The organism is Microtetraspora sp. NBRC 13810 (assembly GCF_030268685.1).
In the GTDB taxonomy this organism is placed as follows: Bacteria; Actinomycetota; Actinomycetes; order Streptosporangiales; family Streptosporangiaceae; genus BSRQ01.
Map to the genome: position 1 here is coordinate 36,869 of NZ_BSRQ01000019.1, position 16,744 is coordinate 53,612.

The following is a 16,744-nucleotide window of genomic DNA, read 5'->3' on the forward strand; positions in this document are numbered from 1 at the left end:
TTCCGCGAGCGCAGGGGAGCGTGGGAAATGACCTGGACAGTCGCATGGACGGTGCGGAGTCTGACACGGGCGACCGCGCTGGTCATGAGCGCGTGGATCTGCGCGCCGATCGCGGTCGCGGCACCGGCCGCCGCGGGCACCGCACGGGCCGCCCGGCACGTGGACGCCGCCGTCGCCACGCGGCACGACCCCGGTGCCACCGCCGCCGTCGCCATGCCGGCACTGCCGGTCGGCGACGGCCCGCGCGACAGCGGGAACCTGAAGAACAGCAGCAACTACCGGGGCACCGGCAGGCCGGTCAACAGCGGCAACTACTCGAACATCACCGGCAGCACGCACAGCAACAACACCAAGGTCGGCAGCGGCAACTTCGCCAACGGTTCCCAGTGCGTCGTCATCCGGAAGCGGGCGGCCAAACGCGGCTGCCGATGACGCGGGCTTTAACGCCCGGCTTCGCGGCCTTCCCAAAAACGCGGTCACATGAAAACCGTGGCGACCGCCACGACTCCATACAATCTCGCGGGTCAAATCAAAAGCCTGGTACAAGAATGGTCAAGCCCAGGTCAACCAGTGACCTAAATCACCTATTCTCGGCAGCCAAGCGTGCAATAGGTTGCCTTTAATCGTTGTTTTGACTTTGACAGGAGTCAAGGAGGTGGGCAAACCGGGACCAGGAGCCACCTTGGGAGGCAGTCGGTGTCACTTCATCTTCGCCCGCGGTCGATCCGCGCGCGTTTCACCCTCGCCGCAGGTGTGCTGGCGCTCATCGTCTTCGTGGCGATAGGTACCGTCATGGACTTTGCGATCGTGACCAAGGCCGAGGACCAGCTCTACCGGCGGACCGAGCGCGCCGCCACCGACTGGGCCGGCACCCTGCGCCCCGGCAGCACGCCGCAGGCCACCCCCGCCACCGGCGGACAGCTCATCCAGGCCGTCGACTCACGAGGCCGGGTGATCGCGGCCAACCCCGCCGCCGCCGGTCTGCCGCCGATCAGCTCGGTGCGCCCGTCGGCCACCGACCGGTTCCACTACGGCACCACCTGCGCCGCCGGGGGACGGTGCCTCTTCTACACGGCCGTCCGGGTCCCTCCCGTGGAGACCCAGGTGCTGTGGCAGGGCGAGCCGCACTTCGTCTACGCCGCGCTGCCGCAGCCGCCCATGTTCACCCGGCACCGCCTGGAGATCCTCACCGCCACGGGCGCGCTGCTGGCCGCCGCGCTGTCCGCGTGGGCCACCTGGTGGGTGGTGGGCCGCACGCTGCGACCGGTGGCGGCCATCCGGGCCAAGACGGCCGAGATCTCGGTCAGCGACCTGAGCCAGCGGGTGCCGGAGCCCCCCGGCCAGGACGAGATCGCCCAGCTCGCCCGCACCTCCAACCAGACGCTGGCCCGGCTGGAGGAGGCGGTGCAGCAGCAACGCCACTTCGCCTCCGTCGTCTCGCACGAGCTGCGCTCGCCGGTCGCCGGGCTGCACGCGCAACTGGAGGAGGCGCTGCTCTACCCCGGCGACGTGGACCCCCAGCAGACCTTCCAGGCCGCGCTGTCCACCACCGAGCGACTCCAGGCGATCATCGATGAGGTGCTGGCCTTCGCCCGGGTGCGCACGGCCGCGCCGGCCGCCCCCGAGTCGATCGACCTCGCCGCCCTGGCCAAGGAGGAGTCCGCGGCCCGGGTCTCGGGCCCGCTGGTGCACACGCTGGCCGACAGCGAGGTCCGGGTGCTCGGCAACCGGATCCAGTTGATCGGCGTGCTGAACAACCTCCTGGTCAACGCCCAGCGGCACGCCGAGACCGGCGTGGCGGTCACCGTCCGGGCCGAGGACGGGCAGGCCGTCGTGACGGTGTCCGACGACGGCCACGGCATCGCGCCGGAGGACCGCGAGCGGATCTTCGAGCCCTTCGTCCGTCTGAACGAGGGCCGCCGCCGCGACCCCGGCGGCAGCGGCCTGGGCCTGGCCATCTGCCGTGCCGTCGTGCACGCGCACGACGGCACCCTCACCATCGAGGACTCCCCGAAGGGCGCCTGCTTCGTCCTGCGGCTCCCCCTCCAGGCGCCGGAGCCGCCACTCGAACCCGAGGCGATCTAGCCCACCCGGATCCGCTCCCGGGCACAGCACGGCACGGCGTGGCGTGGCGTGGCGTGGCGTGGCGTGGCGTGGCGTGGCCGGTGCGGGTCAGTGGAGTGCGCCGCGGGCGGTCGTCGCCGAGAGGTACGACCGGGCCGTGCCGCCGTCGCCGCGCTGGACGGCGACCAGGGCGGCGTCGTCGTCGGGGAAGCTGCCGATGTGCCGGAGCAGGTCGTCGTGCACGTGGCCGAGCAGGCCCTGCGGCCCGTCCTGCGCCCACTGGGCGAGCCGTTCGGTCAGCGGGTAGAACGTCCCGTCGCCGTCGCGGGCCTCGACGACGCCGTCGGTGTAGAGCAGCAGGACGTCCTCCTGCTCGAAGGCGAACGTCTGGACCGTGTAGTGCGGCCGGGTGAGCTCGCCGAGTCCCAGCGGCGGGGCGGGCTGGGCGGCGCACAGCTCGATGACGTCGCCCGCCCGGATGAGCAGCGGCGGCGGATGACCACAGTTGATCAGACTGAGGACCGGCACGTCGTCGGGGATGTCGAGCACCACGGCGGTGACGAACGCCTCCCCGGCCTCCAGGTCGGCGTCCGGGAACTCCTCCATCTCCGAGCGGAGGCTTTCCTCCAGGTCGGAGACCAGGGCGGGCAGTTCGGGTTGCCTGCGGGCCGTCTCGCGGAAGGCGCCGAGCAGCAGCGCGGCGTCGGAGATGGCGCCCAGGCCCTTGCCGCGCACGTCGCCGATGATCAGCCGGGTCCCGGCGGCGGTGCGGGCGGCGCCGTACAGGTCGCCGCCGATCTTGGCTTCGGCCTGGGCGGCGAGGTACAGCGAGGCCATGGACAGCGGGCCGCTGCGCTGGGGGATGGGCCGCATGAGCACGCTCTGCGCGACCTCGGAGACCGACCTGATCTGCACGAGCTGTTTGCGCTGCCGGTCGCGGGCCAGGCAGTAGACCACCACCAAAATGGAGACCGCGACCACCGCGATGATCTCGGTCTGCACGCGTTCGGTGCCGAGCGCGCGGTCGTGCACGCTGAGCAGCACGTGGCAGACCATCGCGGCGCCGCCGAGCGCGGCCGTGAGGCGCGGACCGGCGAACGACGCCGTGATCGCGGGGGCCACGATGAGCAGCGGGCCGAGGTGGGTGTCCGCGGGAGCGAGGAGATCGCCCACCATGATGATCAGGATCATCGCCACCGGGATCGCGGCCAGCGCGTATCGGGAACGCCTCCGGACCGGCCCCCCGTGGTGTCGCGTTCCCCCGCCCACTCGAAGGTGGATGGTCAGGACAATCACCCCCTTCCGGACAGTGTGGCGTCTTTTTTCATGAAAACCCAGTAAAGCCCCCTGCCCGCACCCAACTCCGGCCAGCCGTTTACCGTTTTCTGACCCACCTCCGTCAAGGCCGATATCCGTCACGGAAGCGGGCAAAGGTTCCCGGGCAGGTGTTTGCCGCCCTGGTACCGGGCATGCGGACACATCACCGCCATGTCGTCGCCTCAGGACGAGGTCTCCGAAGTTGGGATGGTGATCGCGTTGACCGGTGTGTCCGTTCCCGCGCCCGTGACCGCCCGGCCGCGCCGGCCGTACGTGCGAATGCGCGACCTTGAGCGGGACCTGGCCGAGCAGGTGGACGGCGAGGTCCGGTTCGACCCGGGCAGCCGGGGTGCGTACTCCACCGACGGGTCGAACTTCCGGCAGGTGCCGCTCGGGGTCGTGGTGCCGCGCACCGTCGAGGCCGCCGTGCGGGCGGTCGCCGTGTGCCGCGCCCACCAGGCGCCGATCACCTCCCGTGGCGGCGGGACCAGCCTGGCCGGGCAGACCTGCAACACGGCCGTGGTGATCGACTGGTCGAAGTACTGCGACCGGCTGGTGTCGGTGGACGTCGGCGCGCGGACCTGCGTCGTGGAACCGGGGATCGTGCTGGACGTGCTCAACAGGAAGCTGGCGTCCACCGGCCTGATGTTCGGCCCCCGCCCCTCGACGCACGCCCAGTGCACGCTCGGCGGGATGATCGGCAACAATTCGTGCGGCTCGACCGCCCAGGCGTTCGGCAAGACGGCCGACAACATCCGCCGGCTGGAGATCCTCACCTACGACGGCGAGCGGATGTGGGTGGGCGACACCGGCGAGGAGGAGTTCACCGCGATCCTCGCCGAGGGCGGGCGGCGGGCCGAGATCTACCGCGAGCTGCGCGCGATCATCGAACGGCACGCCGATGAGATCCGCCGCCGCTACCCCGGCATCCCGCGCCGGGTGTCCGGCTACAACCTCGACGAACTGCTGCCCGGCGGCCCCTTCCACCTCGCCCGCGCCCTGGTCGGCTCCGAGGGCACGCTGGTCACCGTGCTGCGCGCCGAGCTGTCCCTGGTGCCGGTGCCGAAGGCGGAGAGCCTGGTCATCCTCGGCTACCACGACATCGCCCAGGCGGGCGACGCCGTCACCCGCATCACCGGGCACGACCCGCTCCAGCTCGAAGGCGTGGACGACAAGCTGATCGGCTACGAGCGGCGCCAGGGCATGCACCCCGCCGCCCTGCGCCGGCTCCCCGAGGGCGGCGGCTGGCTCATGGTCTCCTTCGGCGCCGACTCCCAGGAGCGGGCCGACGAGCGGGGTCACGCGCTGATCGAGGCCCTGGCGGGCACCGAGCACGAGCCGCACATCGCGTTCTTCGACGACACGAAGACGGAGAAGGAGCTGTGGGACCTGCGTGAGGGAGGGCTCGGCGCCACCGCCCGGGTGCCCGGCATGCCCGAGACCTGGGAGGGCTGGGAGGACTCCGCGGTCCCGCCGGAACGCCTCGGCGACTACCTGCGCGACCTGCGCAACCTCTTCGAGCGGTACGGCTACGCGGACGCCGCCCTCTACGGCCACTTCGGGCAGGGCTGCGTGCACACGAGGATCCCGTTCGACCTGGTCACCGCCGACGGGATCGCCGCCTACCGCTCCTTCCTGGGCGAGGCGTCCGACCTGGTGACCGGCTACGGCGGGTCGCTGTCCGGCGAGCACGGCGACGGGCAGGCCCGCGGCGAGTTCCTGCCGAGGATGTTCGGGCCGGAGGTCGTCAGGGCGTTCGAGGAGGTCAAGGCGGTCTTCGATCCCGACGACCAGATGAATCCCGGCAAGGTGGTCACGCCGTACCGGTCGGACGAGAACCTGCGGCTGGGCGCGGCCTGGAGTCCGGCGAACCCGCCTGCCGAGTTCGGCTACCCCGGCGACGAGGGCAGCTTCCAGCGGGCCGTCATGCGCTGCGTCGGCGTCGGCATGTGCCGCAGCCACAGCGGCGGGGTGATGTGCCCGTCCTACCGGGCGACCGGCGAGGAGGAGCACTCCACCCGGGGCCGGGCGCGGCTGCTCTTCGAGATGCTGAACGGCCACGCCGACTCCGCGGTGACCGGCGGCTGGGCGTCGGAGGAGGTCAACGACGCGCTCGACCTGTGCCTGGCCTGCAAAGGGTGCAAACACGACTGCCCGATGGGGGTGGACATGGCCACCTACAAGGCGGAGTTCCTGTCCCACCACTACGCGGGCAGGCCGCGGCCGGCCGCGCACTACACGATGGGCTGGCTGCCGCTGTGGGCCAGGCTCGCCGTGCTCGCCCCGCGCACGGTGAACGCGATCACCCACGCCCCCGGCCTGACCGGGCTGCTCAAACGGCTGGGCGGCATCGAGCGGGCCAGGCCGATGCCGTACTTCGCGACCGTGCGGTTCTCCGACTGGTACCGGGTGCGCGGACCGCGGGGCGGCGGGGAGCGCGGGCCGGTGGTGCTGTGGCCGGACACCTTCACCGACAACCTCGACCCGCACGTCGGGCAGGCGGCGGTGGCCGTGCTGGAGGCGGCCGGATACCGCGTGCTCGTCCCGCCGCGCACCCTGTGCTGCGGGCTGACCTGGATCTCCACCGGCCAGCTCGGCATCGCCAGGCGGGTGCTGCGCCGCACCCTGCGCACCCTGGCCCCGCTGCTGCGCCAGGGCACGCCGATCGTCGGCCTGGAGCCGAGCTGCACCGCCGTCTTCCGCGGCGACGCCCCCGAGCTGTTCCCCAACGACCGGAACGTCGCCAGGCTGGCCGAGCAGACCCGCACCCTCGCCGAGCTGCTCAACGCCACCGACGGGTGGTCCCCGCCGATGATCGACCGGTCGGCGGTCTCCCAGCCGCACTGCCACCAGCACGCGATCCTCGGCTACGACGCCGACCGGGAACTGCTGGCCCGCGCCGGGGTCCGGCTGGACGCGGTCGGCGGCTGCTGCGGGCTGGCCGGCGACTTCGGCTTCTCGGCCGGGCATCTGAAGGTGTCGATGGCCTGCGCGGAGCACGAGCTGCTGCCGGCCGTCCGGGGCGCCGACCCGAGCACGCTGATCATGGCGGACGGCTTCAGCTGCCGGACCCAGATCCAGCACTCCGGCGTCGGCCGCCAGGCGGTGCACCTCGCCGAGATCCTCGCCGCGGCACAGCGGGACACCGCCTTCGGCTTCTATCCCGAGCAACGCCTCACCCGCCCGCCCGGCCGGCTCTCGACGTTGCACCAGCGGTAGGAGGAGGGTCCGGCGCGGGATCCTCCTCCGGGTCACCTCACCCGTCCATCAGCAGGCCGACGGCCAGCGCGATGATCAGGGCGCTGGACGCCATCGCGGTGAGGAGCCGGGCCCGTGCGCCGCTCAGAGCCCGGCCGAGCAGTGCGCCGCCGCCGGCCAGCAGGAGCTGCCAGCTCGCGGAGGCGACGAAGGCGGCGAGCACGAACACGGCCTGTTCCAGGTGGCCGGGCGCCGTCGCGGTGGCCTGGTTCGCGAGCACCAGCGCCGCGAAGTAGATCACCGTGGTCGGGTTCATGATCGTGATGCCGAGGAGGGTCAGGTAGGCGCGGGTGGGGCCGATCGGGGTCTCGCGTGAGGTGCCTGACTCCTGCTGCTCGCGGTAGCGCCGCAGCGCGGTGACCGCTCCCCGGACCGCCAGCGCGACGAGCACGGCCACCGACGCCCAGCGCAGCGGAACCGTGAACGGCTGGATCACCGGGGCCAGCGCCGAGCCGCCGAGTGCGGCGACCAGTGCGTAGAGTCCGTCGGCGGTGGCCACGCCCAGCGCGGCACACGCACCGATCAGCAGAGACGTCCGGGCCGTGAGGGCCATGAGGTACGTCGCGACCGCTCCCATCGGCATGGCGATGCCATAGCCGGCGACGAGCCCCGCGACCAGGGCCGCGATCACGGTCGCGGGTCGATCGGCTCCCGTCGTCGGCCACCCTGCTGTCGCACCCGCACCACGTGAACGGTGGTGGAGGCGGGTGACAGAGTGTTGATGATCGAGGTCATGCGCAGATCCTGCCCATGACGACGAATCGGGGCAACCAATTTATGGGAGCGCTCCATGCGGACGGGCGGGGTGGTGGTCAGGCGGGGTGGCGGCGGGCGGGTGGTGCGTCAGGCGGTGAGGGCGGTGGTGATGCGGGCGGCGGAGACGAGGAGGGGGGCGGCCAGCTCGGCGAGGCGGCGCTTGGGCCAGCGGACGCCGGGCACGGCGACCGCGGCGGCGGCGACCGCGCGCCCGGCGGCGTCGCGCACGCAGACGCCCACCGCGCGGACCCCGCGCTCGCTCTCCTCGCTGTTGACCGCGTAACCACGGCGGCGGACGCCGTCCAGCTCGCGGCGCAGCGCGGCGAGGTCGCCGATCGCCGCCGCGCCGGTGGACACCCCGCGCGGGTAGAGCGCGCGCAGCTCCTCGTCGGGCAGCTCGGCGAGCAGCGCCTTGCCGCCTGAGGTGGCGTGCGCGGGCAGCAGCATCCCGATCCTGCTGCCCACGTGCAGCGTCTGCGGCCCCTCCACCCCGTCCACGAACCGGACGCCGTTGCCCTGGAGCACCATCAGGTGCACGGTCTCCCCGACCTCCCGGTTGAGCTCCCGCAGGTGCGGGTGGGCCGCCGTGACCAGGTCGGGCGGGGCCATCCCGGCCTCGTGGAAGGAGCGCAGCGCGGGCCCCGGCCGGTAGACCCGGCGGGCGTCCTGGATCGCGAAGCCGTGGAAGACGAGCATCGCCAGCACCCGGTGCGCGGTCGACCTGGCCACCCCCAGATGGTCGGCCACGTCGGCCACCCGGATCTCGCCACGCTCCTGGAGGAACTTCAAGGCGACCAGCGCGTTCTCCACCGCCTTGAGCGGGTAGGTCGGGGGATTCTGCATCCTGGAATCTTAACAGCCACAAGTTCCACGGAGAGATCGGCGTGGGTACCGTCGAATCGCCGGTACGGGCATGCCCCGGCCGGCTGCACCGATGGGTTCGATGGGAGATTCCATGACCACGATCGAGCAGGATCAGGCCGCGCTCGACGAGCTGTACCGAGACTTCGGCGCCGCCAACCTCATCCCCCTGTGGACCGCGCGCGACGATCTGATGCCGTTCACCCCGCAGCCCGCCGCCGTGCCGTACGTGTGGCGCTGGTCCGACCTCTACCCGCTCGCGCGGCGGTCGGGCGACCTCGTGCCGGTGGGACGCGGCGGCGAGCGCCGGGCCATCGCCCTGGCCAACCCGGGCCTGCCCGGCCTGCCGTACGCGAGTCCCACGCTGTGGGCGGCCATCCAGTACCTCGGCCCGCGGGAGATCGCGCCCTCGCACCACCACACGCAGACCGCGTTCCGGTTCGTCATCGACGGGGAGGGCGTCTGGACCAACGTCGAGGGCGACCCGGTCGCGATGCGCAGGGGCGACCTGCTGCTCACTCCGAGCTGGGCGTTCCACGAGCACCAGAACACCTCCGACCAGCCGATGGCCTGGATCGACGGGCTGGACATCCCGCTCGTGCACCAGCTCGACGCGAGCTTCTTCGAGTTCGGGCCGGACAAGCTGACGGTGACCGAGACGCCGGAGCGTTCGCGCAACGAGCGGCTGTGGGGCCATCCGGGGCTGCGGCCGATCGGCGCGGCCGACCAGCCCAGCTCGCCGCTGATGGCCTACCGCTGGGCGCACACCGACGCGGCGCTGACCGCGCAGCTCGAACTCGCCGACGAGGGGCACCCGACGACGCTCGGCCCCGGGCACGCCGGCGTGCGCTACACGAACCCGACCACCGGCGGGGACGCGCTGGTCACCATGCGCACCGAGTTCCACCGGCTGCGCGCGGGCGCGCGCACCGAGCCGCGCAGGATCGTCGGCTCGGCCGTCTGGCAGGTGTTCGACGGCACCGCCGCCGTCTCGCTGAACGGCGAGCGCTTCACGGTGGACAAGGGCGACTTGTTCGTCGTGCCGTCATGGTGTGAGTTCTTCCTTGAGGCGACGTCACAGGTGGACCTCTTCCGGTTCAGCGACGAGCCCGTGTACGACGCGCTCGGCTTCACCCGGCTGGCGCGGCAGGCGAACGGCAAGTAGGAGTACGGGATGAAACTCGCCACCATCCGCGTGGACGGCACGACCCGCGCGGTACGCGTAGACGACGACGCGGCCGTCGAACTCGGCGCCTCCGACCTGGTCGAGGTGCTGCGCAGGCCCGGCTGGCGGACCACCGCGGCCACGGCCGACGGCCCGGCGCACCCGCTGGACGGGCTGGACTACGCCCCCGTCGTGCTCGCGCCGGAGAAGATCTTCTGCGCCGGGCTCAACTACCGCAACCACATCCTGGAGATGGGCCGCACGCTGCCGGACGTGCCGACGCTGTTCGCGAAGTTCAGCCGCTCGCTGGTCGGCGCCTACGACGACATCGTGCTCCCGGCCGCCTCCGAGGCGATGGACTGGGAGGCCGAGCTGGCCGTGGTGATCGGCGCCCCGGTGCGCGACGCGAGCCCCGAGGAGGCGCGGGCCGCGATCGCCGGCTACTCGGTGCTCAACGACGTCACCGCGCGGGACTGGCAGTACCGCACCCTCCAGTGGCTCCAGGGCAAGACGTTCGAGGCCACCACGCCGATCGGCCCGTGGCTGGTCACCTCCGACGAGGCCACCGCGGAGAGCGGCGAGCTGCGCTGCGAGGTGGACGGCGAGACCGTGCAGACCGCGGACATCGCCGACCTGGTCTTCGAACCGGCCGAACTCGTCTCCTACATCTCCAGGATCATTACGCTGGTACCCGGTGACGTGATCGCCACCGGCACGCCGGGCGGGGTCGGGCACGCCCGCAAGCCTCCCCGGTACCTCGCCGACGGCTCCGTGCTCACCACCCGGATCGCCGGACTCGGCGAGTGCCGCAACGTCTGTCACAAGGAGAAGGCATGACCGTCGCCTCACTGATCGCCTGGGTGAACGAGGGCACCGCCCTCTTCGAACGGACGGTCGCGGGGATGGACGACGCCGGCCTGGAGGCGCCCTCGGCGCTGCCGGGCTGGCGTCGCAGCCATGTCGTCGCGCACGTCGCGTACAACGCGGACGCGCTGGTCAACCTGCTGGACTGGGCGCGCACCGGCGTGCCGACGCCGATGTACTCCTCGCCGGAGCAGCGCGCGGAGGACATCGAGAAGGGCGCGGCGCTGCCGCCCGGCGAGCTGCGCGAGAAGCTGATCACCGCGAACGCCCGGCTCGGCGCGAACCTCGCCGGCATGCCCGCCGACGCCTGGGAACGGCAGGTGCGGACCGCCCAGGGCCGCACCGTGCCCGCGTCCCAGGTGCCGTGGATGCGCACCCGCGAGGTGTGGGTGCACAGCGCGGACCTGGCCGCGGGCGCCGGTTTCCACGACATTCCCCAGGGGGTGCTGGAGGGGCTGCTCGCCGACGCCGCGGCGAAGTTCTCCACGACGCCGGACACGCCCCGGGTGTCGCTGGTGGCGACGGGCGGGCCCGGCCGCTGGGAGGTCGGCACCGGTGACTCCGCGGTGCAGGTGGCGGGCGCCCTCCCCGACCTGGCGGCCTACCTGCTCGGCCGGCCGCTCTCGGGCAGGCTGGAGCCGGCGGGACCGGCACTGCCCGCCTGGCTCTGAGCGCCGTCGCGTGCCGTACGCGCCGCCGAGGCGGGTTCGCCCTGCCACGGCGGCGCTCCCGGCACGTGCACGCCGATCAGTGACAGCGCGCGGGCCACGATGTGGTCCACCACGTCGTCGAGCGACTCCGGCATCGAGTAGAACGCCGGCATCGGCGGCGCGATGATCGCGCCGATCTCGGTCGCGGTGACCATCGCCCGCAGGTGCCCGAGGTGCAGCGGCGTCTCGCGCACGCAGAGCACGAGCCGCCGCCGTTCCTTGAGGGTGACGTCGGCGGCGCGCACCAGCAGGTTCTCCGACACTCCCGCGGCGATCGCGCCCAGCGTCTTCACACTGCACGGGATCACGATCATCGCGTCCACCGGGTAGGACCCGGACGCGATGGAGGCCCCGATGTCCCGGAAGCTGTGCACCACCTCCGCGTCCCGCTCCAGCCGGGCGTCCGGCATCTCGTAGGCGGCGGTGCGCCGCGCCGCCGGGCTGACCACCAGGTGCCGCTCCACCCCCGCCGCGCCGAGCAGTTGCAACGTCCGTACGGCCAGCGCCGTGCCGGTCGCGCCGGAGACCCCGACGACGACCCGGCGCGGCGCTCCGGCGATCGGCGTGTTCACCGGCCGCTCCCGGTGATCGACCGGTTCCACGGCGCGATCCACCGTTCGACGAGACCGATCAGCCCGGTGAGGGCGACGGCGGCGAGCATGAGCACGACGACCGCGGCGAACATCCTGTCCGGCTGGAAGCTGTGCCCGGCGTCCACGATGACCCCGCCGATGCCGCCGAGCGCGGTGAAGAACTCCGCGATGACGATGCCGACGACGGCCTTGCCGATGCCGATCCGCAACCCGGTCATGATCGACGGGATGACGGAGGGGATCACGATCTGCCACAGGATGCGCGGCTGGGAGGCGCAGAACGCGGTGCCGACCTCGATCGTGGTGCGCGGCACGTTCTGCACGCCGTTCCAGGTGTTGATGGCGATCGCGAAGACCGTCATGGTCATCACCATCGCCGTCTTCACCGCGAAACCGAGCCCGAACCAGAGCATGAACACCGGGGTGAGCGCGATCATCGGCATCGCGTACCCGGCGATGACCAGCCAGCCGATGGCCGCCTCCACCACCCGGAACCTGCCGACGAGCAGGCCCACCGGGATGCCCACGACGATGGCGAGCAGGTAACCGACCAGGAACGGCTGGGCGCTCTCCCACACCGCCTGCGGCATGCTGCCGTCCGAGATCATGCCGACCAGCGCGGTGAAGACCGCGCTGGGCGGAGCGGCCAGGATCGGGTTGACCTGGCGTGCGGCGACCTCCCAGATGATCAGCAGCACGACGACGCCGCCCGCCGTCACGAGGCGGTCGCGCCCGCTGCGCCGCTGCGTGCGGATCTTCCTGGACAGGGCGGTCTCGTCGTCGGCGACCGGCGCGGTCTGTTCCGCCAAGGCTGTCATGCTGACTTCCCATCCTCCTGCGGTTGGATCTGCCGGCCGTGCACGAGCTGGAGCAGTTCGTGCCGCCGCCGGGCGAACTCCGCCGAGGTGCGGCGGTCGTCCAGGGAGCCTCCCCGGCCGAAGGCCGTGTCCAGCTCGGCGTGCACCCGGCCGGGGTCGGGCACCAGGGTGACCACGCGGTCGGCGAGCAGGACGGACTCGTCGATGTCGTGGCTGACGAAGATGATGGTCTTGCCGGTCCTGGCGTGGATCTCCAGCAGCTCGCCCTGCATGTTCTCCCTGGTCTGCGCGTCCAGCGCGGAGAACGGCTCGTCCATCAGCAGCACGGCCGGGTCGATGGCCAGCGCGCGGGCGATGCCGACCCGCTGGCGCATGCCGCCGGACAGCTCGTGCGGCCTGCGGTGCGCCGCGTGCCCCAGTCCGACCAGCTCGATGGCGCCCTCGGCCGCGGCGCGCCGCTCCTCCTTCGGCACGCCGCGGGCCTCCAGGCCGAACTCGACGTTGCCGAGCGCGGTACGCCACGGCAGGAGTTCGGCGTTCTGGAAGACGATGCCCCGGTTCAGGCCGGGACCGTGCACCACGTCGCCGTCCACCACCACGGTGCCGGAGCTGGGATGCTCCAGGCCCATGATGATCCGCAGCAGCGTGGTCTTGCCGCAACCGCTGCGGCCGGTCAGCGCGACGATCTCCGAGCGGCGCACCTGGAAGGAGACGTCCTTCAGCGCCTGGACCCGGTGGCCCCTGTCGTCGCCGAACACCTTGGACACCTGCCGCACCTCGACGGCGAGGTCCGCCGGCCGGGCGTCGGCCGCGGAGTGGCCGGGCGCCGTGGTGGTCATCGGGCGTCTCCGTAGTAGGTCGAGGGGACCTCGCCGATCGCGGCGACGGCCTTCTGCCGGTAGCTGTCGTCCACCAGCGGGTCCACCGGGACCGCCGTCTTGGTGATGCCCAGCTTCACCTGGAGGTCGGCGAGGTACTTGATCTGCCTGACCGGGATCTCGCCGTTCATGGCGAGGTAGCCGCCGTCGTGGAACTCCTTGTAGGTGGCGGCGATCATCGGGTCGGTGGCCGGCACCTTGAGGGTCTTCGCGGCGAGGGCCGTCGCCTCGTCCTGGTGCGCGTCGGCGTAGCGGATGCCCTCGACGAGGCCGGCGATGAGACCGGTGACCGCGGCGCCCTTCGACTGGAGCACCTCGTCCCTGGTGATCAGCGCGTACCTGGGGAAGTCGGGCACCACGTCCTTGGCCCGGCCGAGCAGCTTGATGCCGTCCTTCTCGGCCTGCACGGTGTAGTCCAGCGGCGCGGAGGCCACCTGGATCTGGCCCGAGACGACCGCCTTGTACCGGTCCGGCGAGCCGCCCGCGTTGACCAGCTTCACCGAGGCCGGGTCCACGGAGGACTGGAGCATCATGGCCTTGGCGACCACCGCGGGGAGCCCGGTCGGGGTGGAGATGCCGAGCGTGGCGCCGGCGAGGGCGGACATGGCCGGGACGTCGGGCTTGGCATAGAGCGCATAGTTCTGACCCGGCATGGTGGAGCCGACGAACTTCAGCTTCGCTCCCTTCTGCGAGGCGAGCAGCGCCTCGCTGGGGTTGCCCTGCACGACGTCGACCTGACCGGCGAGCAGCGCGGGGAACGCCTGCTGGGCGCTTTTGAACTGCACGACCTTCACGTTGACCTTGTGCTTGGCCCAGAAGTTCTTCTCCTGGCCCATCAGCAGGTAGCCGGAGTCGGCGCCGGGCTCGTAGATGCCGTAGGTGATGGTGTCGGCGCCGCCCGCCGTGGCGGAGGTGTCGCCGCCGCCGCACGCGGCGAGGCCGAGGACCATGGTGGCGGTCACCGCGGCGAGGGCGGCGATACGGGACCTGCTCAAAGTGCATCCTCCGGAGTGCGAACCGACGGGTGAGGGGTGGGGGTCCCGATCGTGGCCAGCACGTCGGCGAACTTGCGGGCGACCTGGTCGCGCAGCTCGGGACTGGCCTCGGCGACCGGCGGGAACTCGGCGAGGCGGTGGTAGGGGCGGACCGCCGAGATGACGGCGCGCGAGTTGTGCGTCTGCCCGTGCGGGATGCGCGGGTCCAGCGGCCCGCTCCACGCCCGGCGGATGATCTCGATGTCCTCGGCCGGGTCGCACCGGGTGGACATCGCCCAGAGCACGTCGAAGGTGTTCGTCGGGTCGATGTCGTCGTCCACCACGACCACGAAGCGGCCCAGGTAGGAGCCCGACTGGCAGGAGGCGGCCAGCAGCCCGGCCTGCTTGGCGTGCCCGTCGTACGCCTGCTTGACGGAGATGACGTTGAACAGCCGGGCGGCGCCCGCCTCGTGGCACCACACTCCCTGGACGCCGGCGAGCCCGGCCCGCTCCACCTCGTCCCAGATCATCCCGGACTTCATCACGCACTTGCTGTAGGAGAAGTTGGACGGGGGCCTGATCGGGGAGGCGACCGTGACGATCGGGTCGTCCCGGTGGTAGATCCGGCGGACCCGCACCACGGGCTGGTCGGAGCGTCCTCCGGCGTAGTAGCCGGTGAACTCGCCGAAGGGTCCCTCGGGGGCGACCTCGCCCGGGTACATCTCGCCTTCGAGCACCAGCTCGGCCCGTGCCGGCATGGGCAGCCCGTGCAGCTCGGAGTTCACCACCTCGAACGGCTCGCCGCGGTGGCCGCCCGCGTAGTCGTACTCCGACAGGCCGTAACGCAGCTCGTTGCCGGAGGCCAGGAACAGCAGCGGGTCGTGGCCGACCGAGATGAGCACCGGGCAGGGTTCGCCGCGGGCGAAGTACTTGTCCCTGATCTGCCTGCCCTGCTTGCCGGGGGAGATCCACAGGCCCACCCGGTCCGGGCCGTGCACCTGGCTGCGGTAGGTGCCGACGTTCACCCAGCCGTCGTCGGGGTCGCGCATGATGACCAGGTCGTCGGTGCCGATGTACCGGCCGCCGTCGCGTTCGTGCAGGAAGGGGGCGACGAGGGCGGTCACGTCCACCTCGTCGTCGCGCAGCACGTTCTCCAGCACGGGGCCGTCGTCCACGGTCACCGAGGGGATCGGCCGGTGCGTCTTCATCCGGTCGCGGTAGGCGCGCACGACGTCGAGCGGATGCTTCGGCCGGGGCAGGCCGAGGGTGAGCGCCAGCCGCTCGGCCGAGTTGGTCGCGCCGGAGAAGGCGCGGTGGCCGGGCCGGGCGCCCACGAGGTCGTCGAAGAGGACGGCCGGGCCGCCCTCGCCGCCCCGGTGGGCGACCAGCTCGATCAGGGTGCCCAGCTCCAGGTGCGGGTCCACGCCGCCGAGCCGTACGAGCTGCCCGGACCGGTCGATGCGTTCGATCAGTTCGCGCAGGTCGGCATGGGGGCGGTCGTACGCGTTGTAGCTCATCGTGCCGTGCCCCGGCACCACCCGCGCGAGCGTACCGCGGCGTGACCGTATTCGTGAAGAATCATGGCATATATCCGTTTCGTGGCGCAGAGCCGGGAGCAGCTCGTTCGTTGCCAGAAGTTACGGCCCGTTTTCACAAAAGGGAATCTAACCGCCACAGATTCTGCATACCGGAACAAACCTGGGCTTGCCAGCCACGCCACCCTCCGCTAGAGGTCCTGGCTGATCGCCTCCGCCGTCGCCCGCAGCGCGGGGAGCATCATGTGCAGGTTGCCCTGGGTCATCCGCTGGTGGGGCAGGCTGACCGCGAGCGCCGCCAGCGCCCGGCCCATGTGGTCGCGCACACAGACCGCCACCGCGTCGAGCCCCGCCGCGCTCTCCTCGTGGTTCACCCCGTAGCCGAGATCGCGCACACTGCGCAACTCCGCGCTCAGCGCGTCCGGATCGGTGATGGTGCGGTCGGTGACCCGGGTCAGCCCGTCGGGGAAGAGCGCGAGCGCCTCCTCGTCGGCCAACTCGGCGAGCAGCACCTTGCCGCCCGAGGTGCTGTGCGCGGGCAGCAGCGTCCCGGTGCGCGAGGAGACGCGCAGCGGCCGGTCGCCTTCGACGCCGTCGATGAACCGGCTGCCGTTGCCCTCCAGGACGATGAGGTTCACCGTCTCGTGCAGCTCGGCCGCCAGGCGCTCCATGTGCCGCCTGGCCTTGCGCCGCACGTCCAGCTCGCCGACCGCGGACAGGCCGATCTCCACGACGACCCGGCCGGCGCGGTAGGCGCGGGAGACCCGGTCCTGCGCGACGAATCCGCGGTGCGCGAGCGTCAGCAGCAGCCGGTGCGCGGTGGACCGGGCGACGCCCAGCTCGTCGCTGACGTCGGTGACCCTGACCTCCCCTCGGTCGCGGATCATCAGCAGGATCAGCATGGCCTTGTCCACTGATCCGATGGCGTAGGGGGGGAGTTGGTCGGACATG

At 71.9% G+C, this 16,744-nt stretch carries 15 protein-coding genes; 6 read left to right on the forward strand and 9 right to left on the reverse strand.

Annotated features, from left to right (window positions below; genetic code table 11):
* The first annotated feature begins 51 nt into the window (after positions 1 to 51).
* On the forward strand, positions 52 to 432 hold the full coding sequence (locus QSK26_RS30660) for a hypothetical protein (RefSeq protein ID WP_285778775.1): 381 nt from the start codon (positions 52 to 54) through the stop codon (positions 430 to 432).
* Between the two features lie 264 nt (positions 433 to 696).
* Complete coding sequence (locus QSK26_RS30665) at positions 697 to 2,085, forward strand: HAMP domain-containing sensor histidine kinase (protein WP_285778776.1); 1,389 nt, start codon at positions 697 to 699, stop codon at positions 2,083 to 2,085.
* A gap of 87 nt (positions 2,086 to 2,172) precedes the next feature.
* Here QSK26_RS30665 and QSK26_RS30670 read toward each other — a convergent pair whose 3' ends face one another.
* Positions 2,173 to 3,255, reverse strand: a complete 1,083-nt coding sequence (locus tag QSK26_RS30670; protein ID WP_285778777.1) for a PP2C family protein-serine/threonine phosphatase — start codon at positions 3,253 to 3,255, stop codon at positions 2,173 to 2,175.
* Between the two features lie 354 nt (positions 3,256 to 3,609).
* Here QSK26_RS30670 and QSK26_RS30675 point away from each other — a divergent pair, with 354 nt between their 5' ends.
* Complete coding sequence (locus QSK26_RS30675; protein WP_352244428.1) at positions 3,610 to 6,600, forward strand: FAD-binding and (Fe-S)-binding domain-containing protein; 2,991 nt, start codon at positions 3,610 to 3,612, stop codon at positions 6,598 to 6,600.
* Between the two features lie 37 nt (positions 6,601 to 6,637).
* Here QSK26_RS30675 and QSK26_RS30680 read toward each other — a convergent pair whose 3' ends face one another.
* Entirely contained in the window at positions 6,638 to 7,270 is a 633-nt protein-coding gene (locus tag QSK26_RS30680; RefSeq protein WP_285778778.1) for a LysE family transporter, read from the reverse strand.
* A 212-nt stretch (positions 7,271 to 7,482) separates the two neighbouring features.
* Positions 7,483 to 8,238, reverse strand: coding sequence for an IclR family transcriptional regulator (locus tag QSK26_RS30685; protein WP_285778779.1), 756 nt, complete (start codon positions 8,236 to 8,238; stop codon positions 7,483 to 7,485).
* Positions 8,239 to 8,350: 112 nt separating this feature from the next.
* Here QSK26_RS30685 and QSK26_RS30690 point away from each other — a divergent pair, with 112 nt between their 5' ends.
* From QSK26_RS30690 to QSK26_RS30700, 3 genes are read left to right on the forward strand one after another with little or no spacing between them, the layout of a single operon-like run.
* The gene (locus QSK26_RS30690) at positions 8,351 to 9,421 is read left to right on the forward strand and encodes a cupin domain-containing protein (protein ID WP_285778780.1); all 1,071 of its coding nucleotides are present in this window, start codon (positions 8,351 to 8,353) and stop codon (positions 9,419 to 9,421) included.
* Positions 9,422 to 9,430: 9 nt separating this feature from the next.
* Positions 9,431 to 10,258, forward strand: coding sequence for a fumarylacetoacetate hydrolase family protein (locus QSK26_RS30695; RefSeq protein ID WP_285778781.1), 828 nt, complete (start codon positions 9,431 to 9,433; stop codon positions 10,256 to 10,258).
* Positions 10,255 to 10,956: a maleylpyruvate isomerase family mycothiol-dependent enzyme gene (locus QSK26_RS30700; protein ID WP_285778782.1), complete on the forward strand. Its 702-nt coding sequence runs from the start codon at positions 10,255 to 10,257 to the stop codon at positions 10,954 to 10,956. The genes QSK26_RS30695 and QSK26_RS30700 overlap by 4 nt, the downstream gene beginning before the upstream one ends.
* Here the strand turns inward: QSK26_RS30700 and QSK26_RS30705 are convergent.
* The 6 genes from QSK26_RS30705 to QSK26_RS30730 all read right to left on the reverse strand — a co-directional run bounded on the left by QSK26_RS30705 (position 10,887) and on the right by QSK26_RS30730 (position 16,743).
* The gene (locus QSK26_RS30705) at positions 10,887 to 11,597 is read right to left on the reverse strand and encodes a UbiX family flavin prenyltransferase (RefSeq protein WP_285778783.1); all 711 of its coding nucleotides are present in this window, start codon (positions 11,595 to 11,597) and stop codon (positions 10,887 to 10,889) included. The two genes, QSK26_RS30700 and QSK26_RS30705, sit on opposite strands and share 70 nt — an antisense overlap.
* Positions 11,564 to 12,406 carry an ABC transporter permease gene (locus QSK26_RS30710; protein WP_285778784.1) on the reverse strand — a complete coding sequence of 281 codons (843 nt, stop codon included), beginning with the start codon at positions 12,404 to 12,406 and terminating at the stop codon, positions 11,564 to 11,566. The genes QSK26_RS30705 and QSK26_RS30710 overlap by 34 nt, the downstream gene beginning before the upstream one ends.
* Positions 12,403 to 13,245: an ABC transporter ATP-binding protein gene (locus QSK26_RS30715; protein ID WP_285778785.1), complete on the reverse strand. Its 843-nt coding sequence runs from the start codon at positions 13,243 to 13,245 to the stop codon at positions 12,403 to 12,405. Before QSK26_RS30715 ends, QSK26_RS30710 begins: the two co-directional genes overlap by 4 nt.
* Positions 13,242 to 14,279, reverse strand: coding sequence for an ABC transporter substrate-binding protein (locus QSK26_RS30720; protein ID WP_285778786.1), 1,038 nt, complete (start codon positions 14,277 to 14,279; stop codon positions 13,242 to 13,244). Before QSK26_RS30720 ends, QSK26_RS30715 begins: the two co-directional genes overlap by 4 nt.
* Positions 14,276 to 15,796 (reverse strand): UbiD family decarboxylase, encoded by a 1,521-nt coding sequence (locus tag QSK26_RS30725; RefSeq protein ID WP_285778787.1) that lies wholly within the window; start codon positions 15,794 to 15,796, stop codon positions 14,276 to 14,278. Before QSK26_RS30725 ends, QSK26_RS30720 begins: the two co-directional genes overlap by 4 nt.
* A 188-nt stretch (positions 15,797 to 15,984) precedes the next feature.
* Complete coding sequence (locus QSK26_RS30730) at positions 15,985 to 16,743, reverse strand: IclR family transcriptional regulator (protein ID WP_285778788.1); 759 nt, start codon at positions 16,741 to 16,743, stop codon at positions 15,985 to 15,987.
* Between the last annotated feature and the right edge of the window lies 1 nt (position 16,744).

What these genes read in the sequence shown, in the direction of transcription:
- QSK26_RS30670 (WP_285778777.1), bottom strand. Translation starts at nt 3,255, where the DNA reads ATGATCCTGATCATCATGGTGGGCGATCTCCTCGCTCCCGCGGACACC.
- QSK26_RS30685 (WP_285778779.1), bottom strand. Translation starts at nt 8,238, where the DNA reads ATGCAGAATCCCCCGACCTACCCGCTCAAGGCGGTGGAGAACGCGCTG.
- QSK26_RS30690 (WP_285778780.1), top strand. Translation starts at nt 8,351, where the DNA reads ATGACCACGATCGAGCAGGATCAGGCCGCGCTCGACGAGCTGTACCGA.
- QSK26_RS30695 (WP_285778781.1), top strand. Translation starts at nt 9,431, where the DNA reads ATGAAACTCGCCACCATCCGCGTGGACGGCACGACCCGCGCGGTACGC.
- QSK26_RS30700 (WP_285778782.1), top strand. Translation starts at nt 10,255, where the DNA reads ATGACCGTCGCCTCACTGATCGCCTGGGTGAACGAGGGCACCGCCCTC.
- QSK26_RS30710 (WP_285778784.1), bottom strand. Translation starts at nt 12,406, where the DNA reads ATGACAGCCTTGGCGGAACAGACCGCGCCGGTCGCCGACGACGAGACC.
- QSK26_RS30715 (WP_285778785.1), bottom strand. Translation starts at nt 13,245, where the DNA reads ATGACCACCACGGCGCCCGGCCACTCCGCGGCCGACGCCCGGCCGGCG.
- QSK26_RS30730 (WP_285778788.1), bottom strand. Translation starts at nt 16,743, where the DNA reads ATGTCCGACCAACTCCCCCCCTACGCCATCGGATCAGTGGACAAGGCC.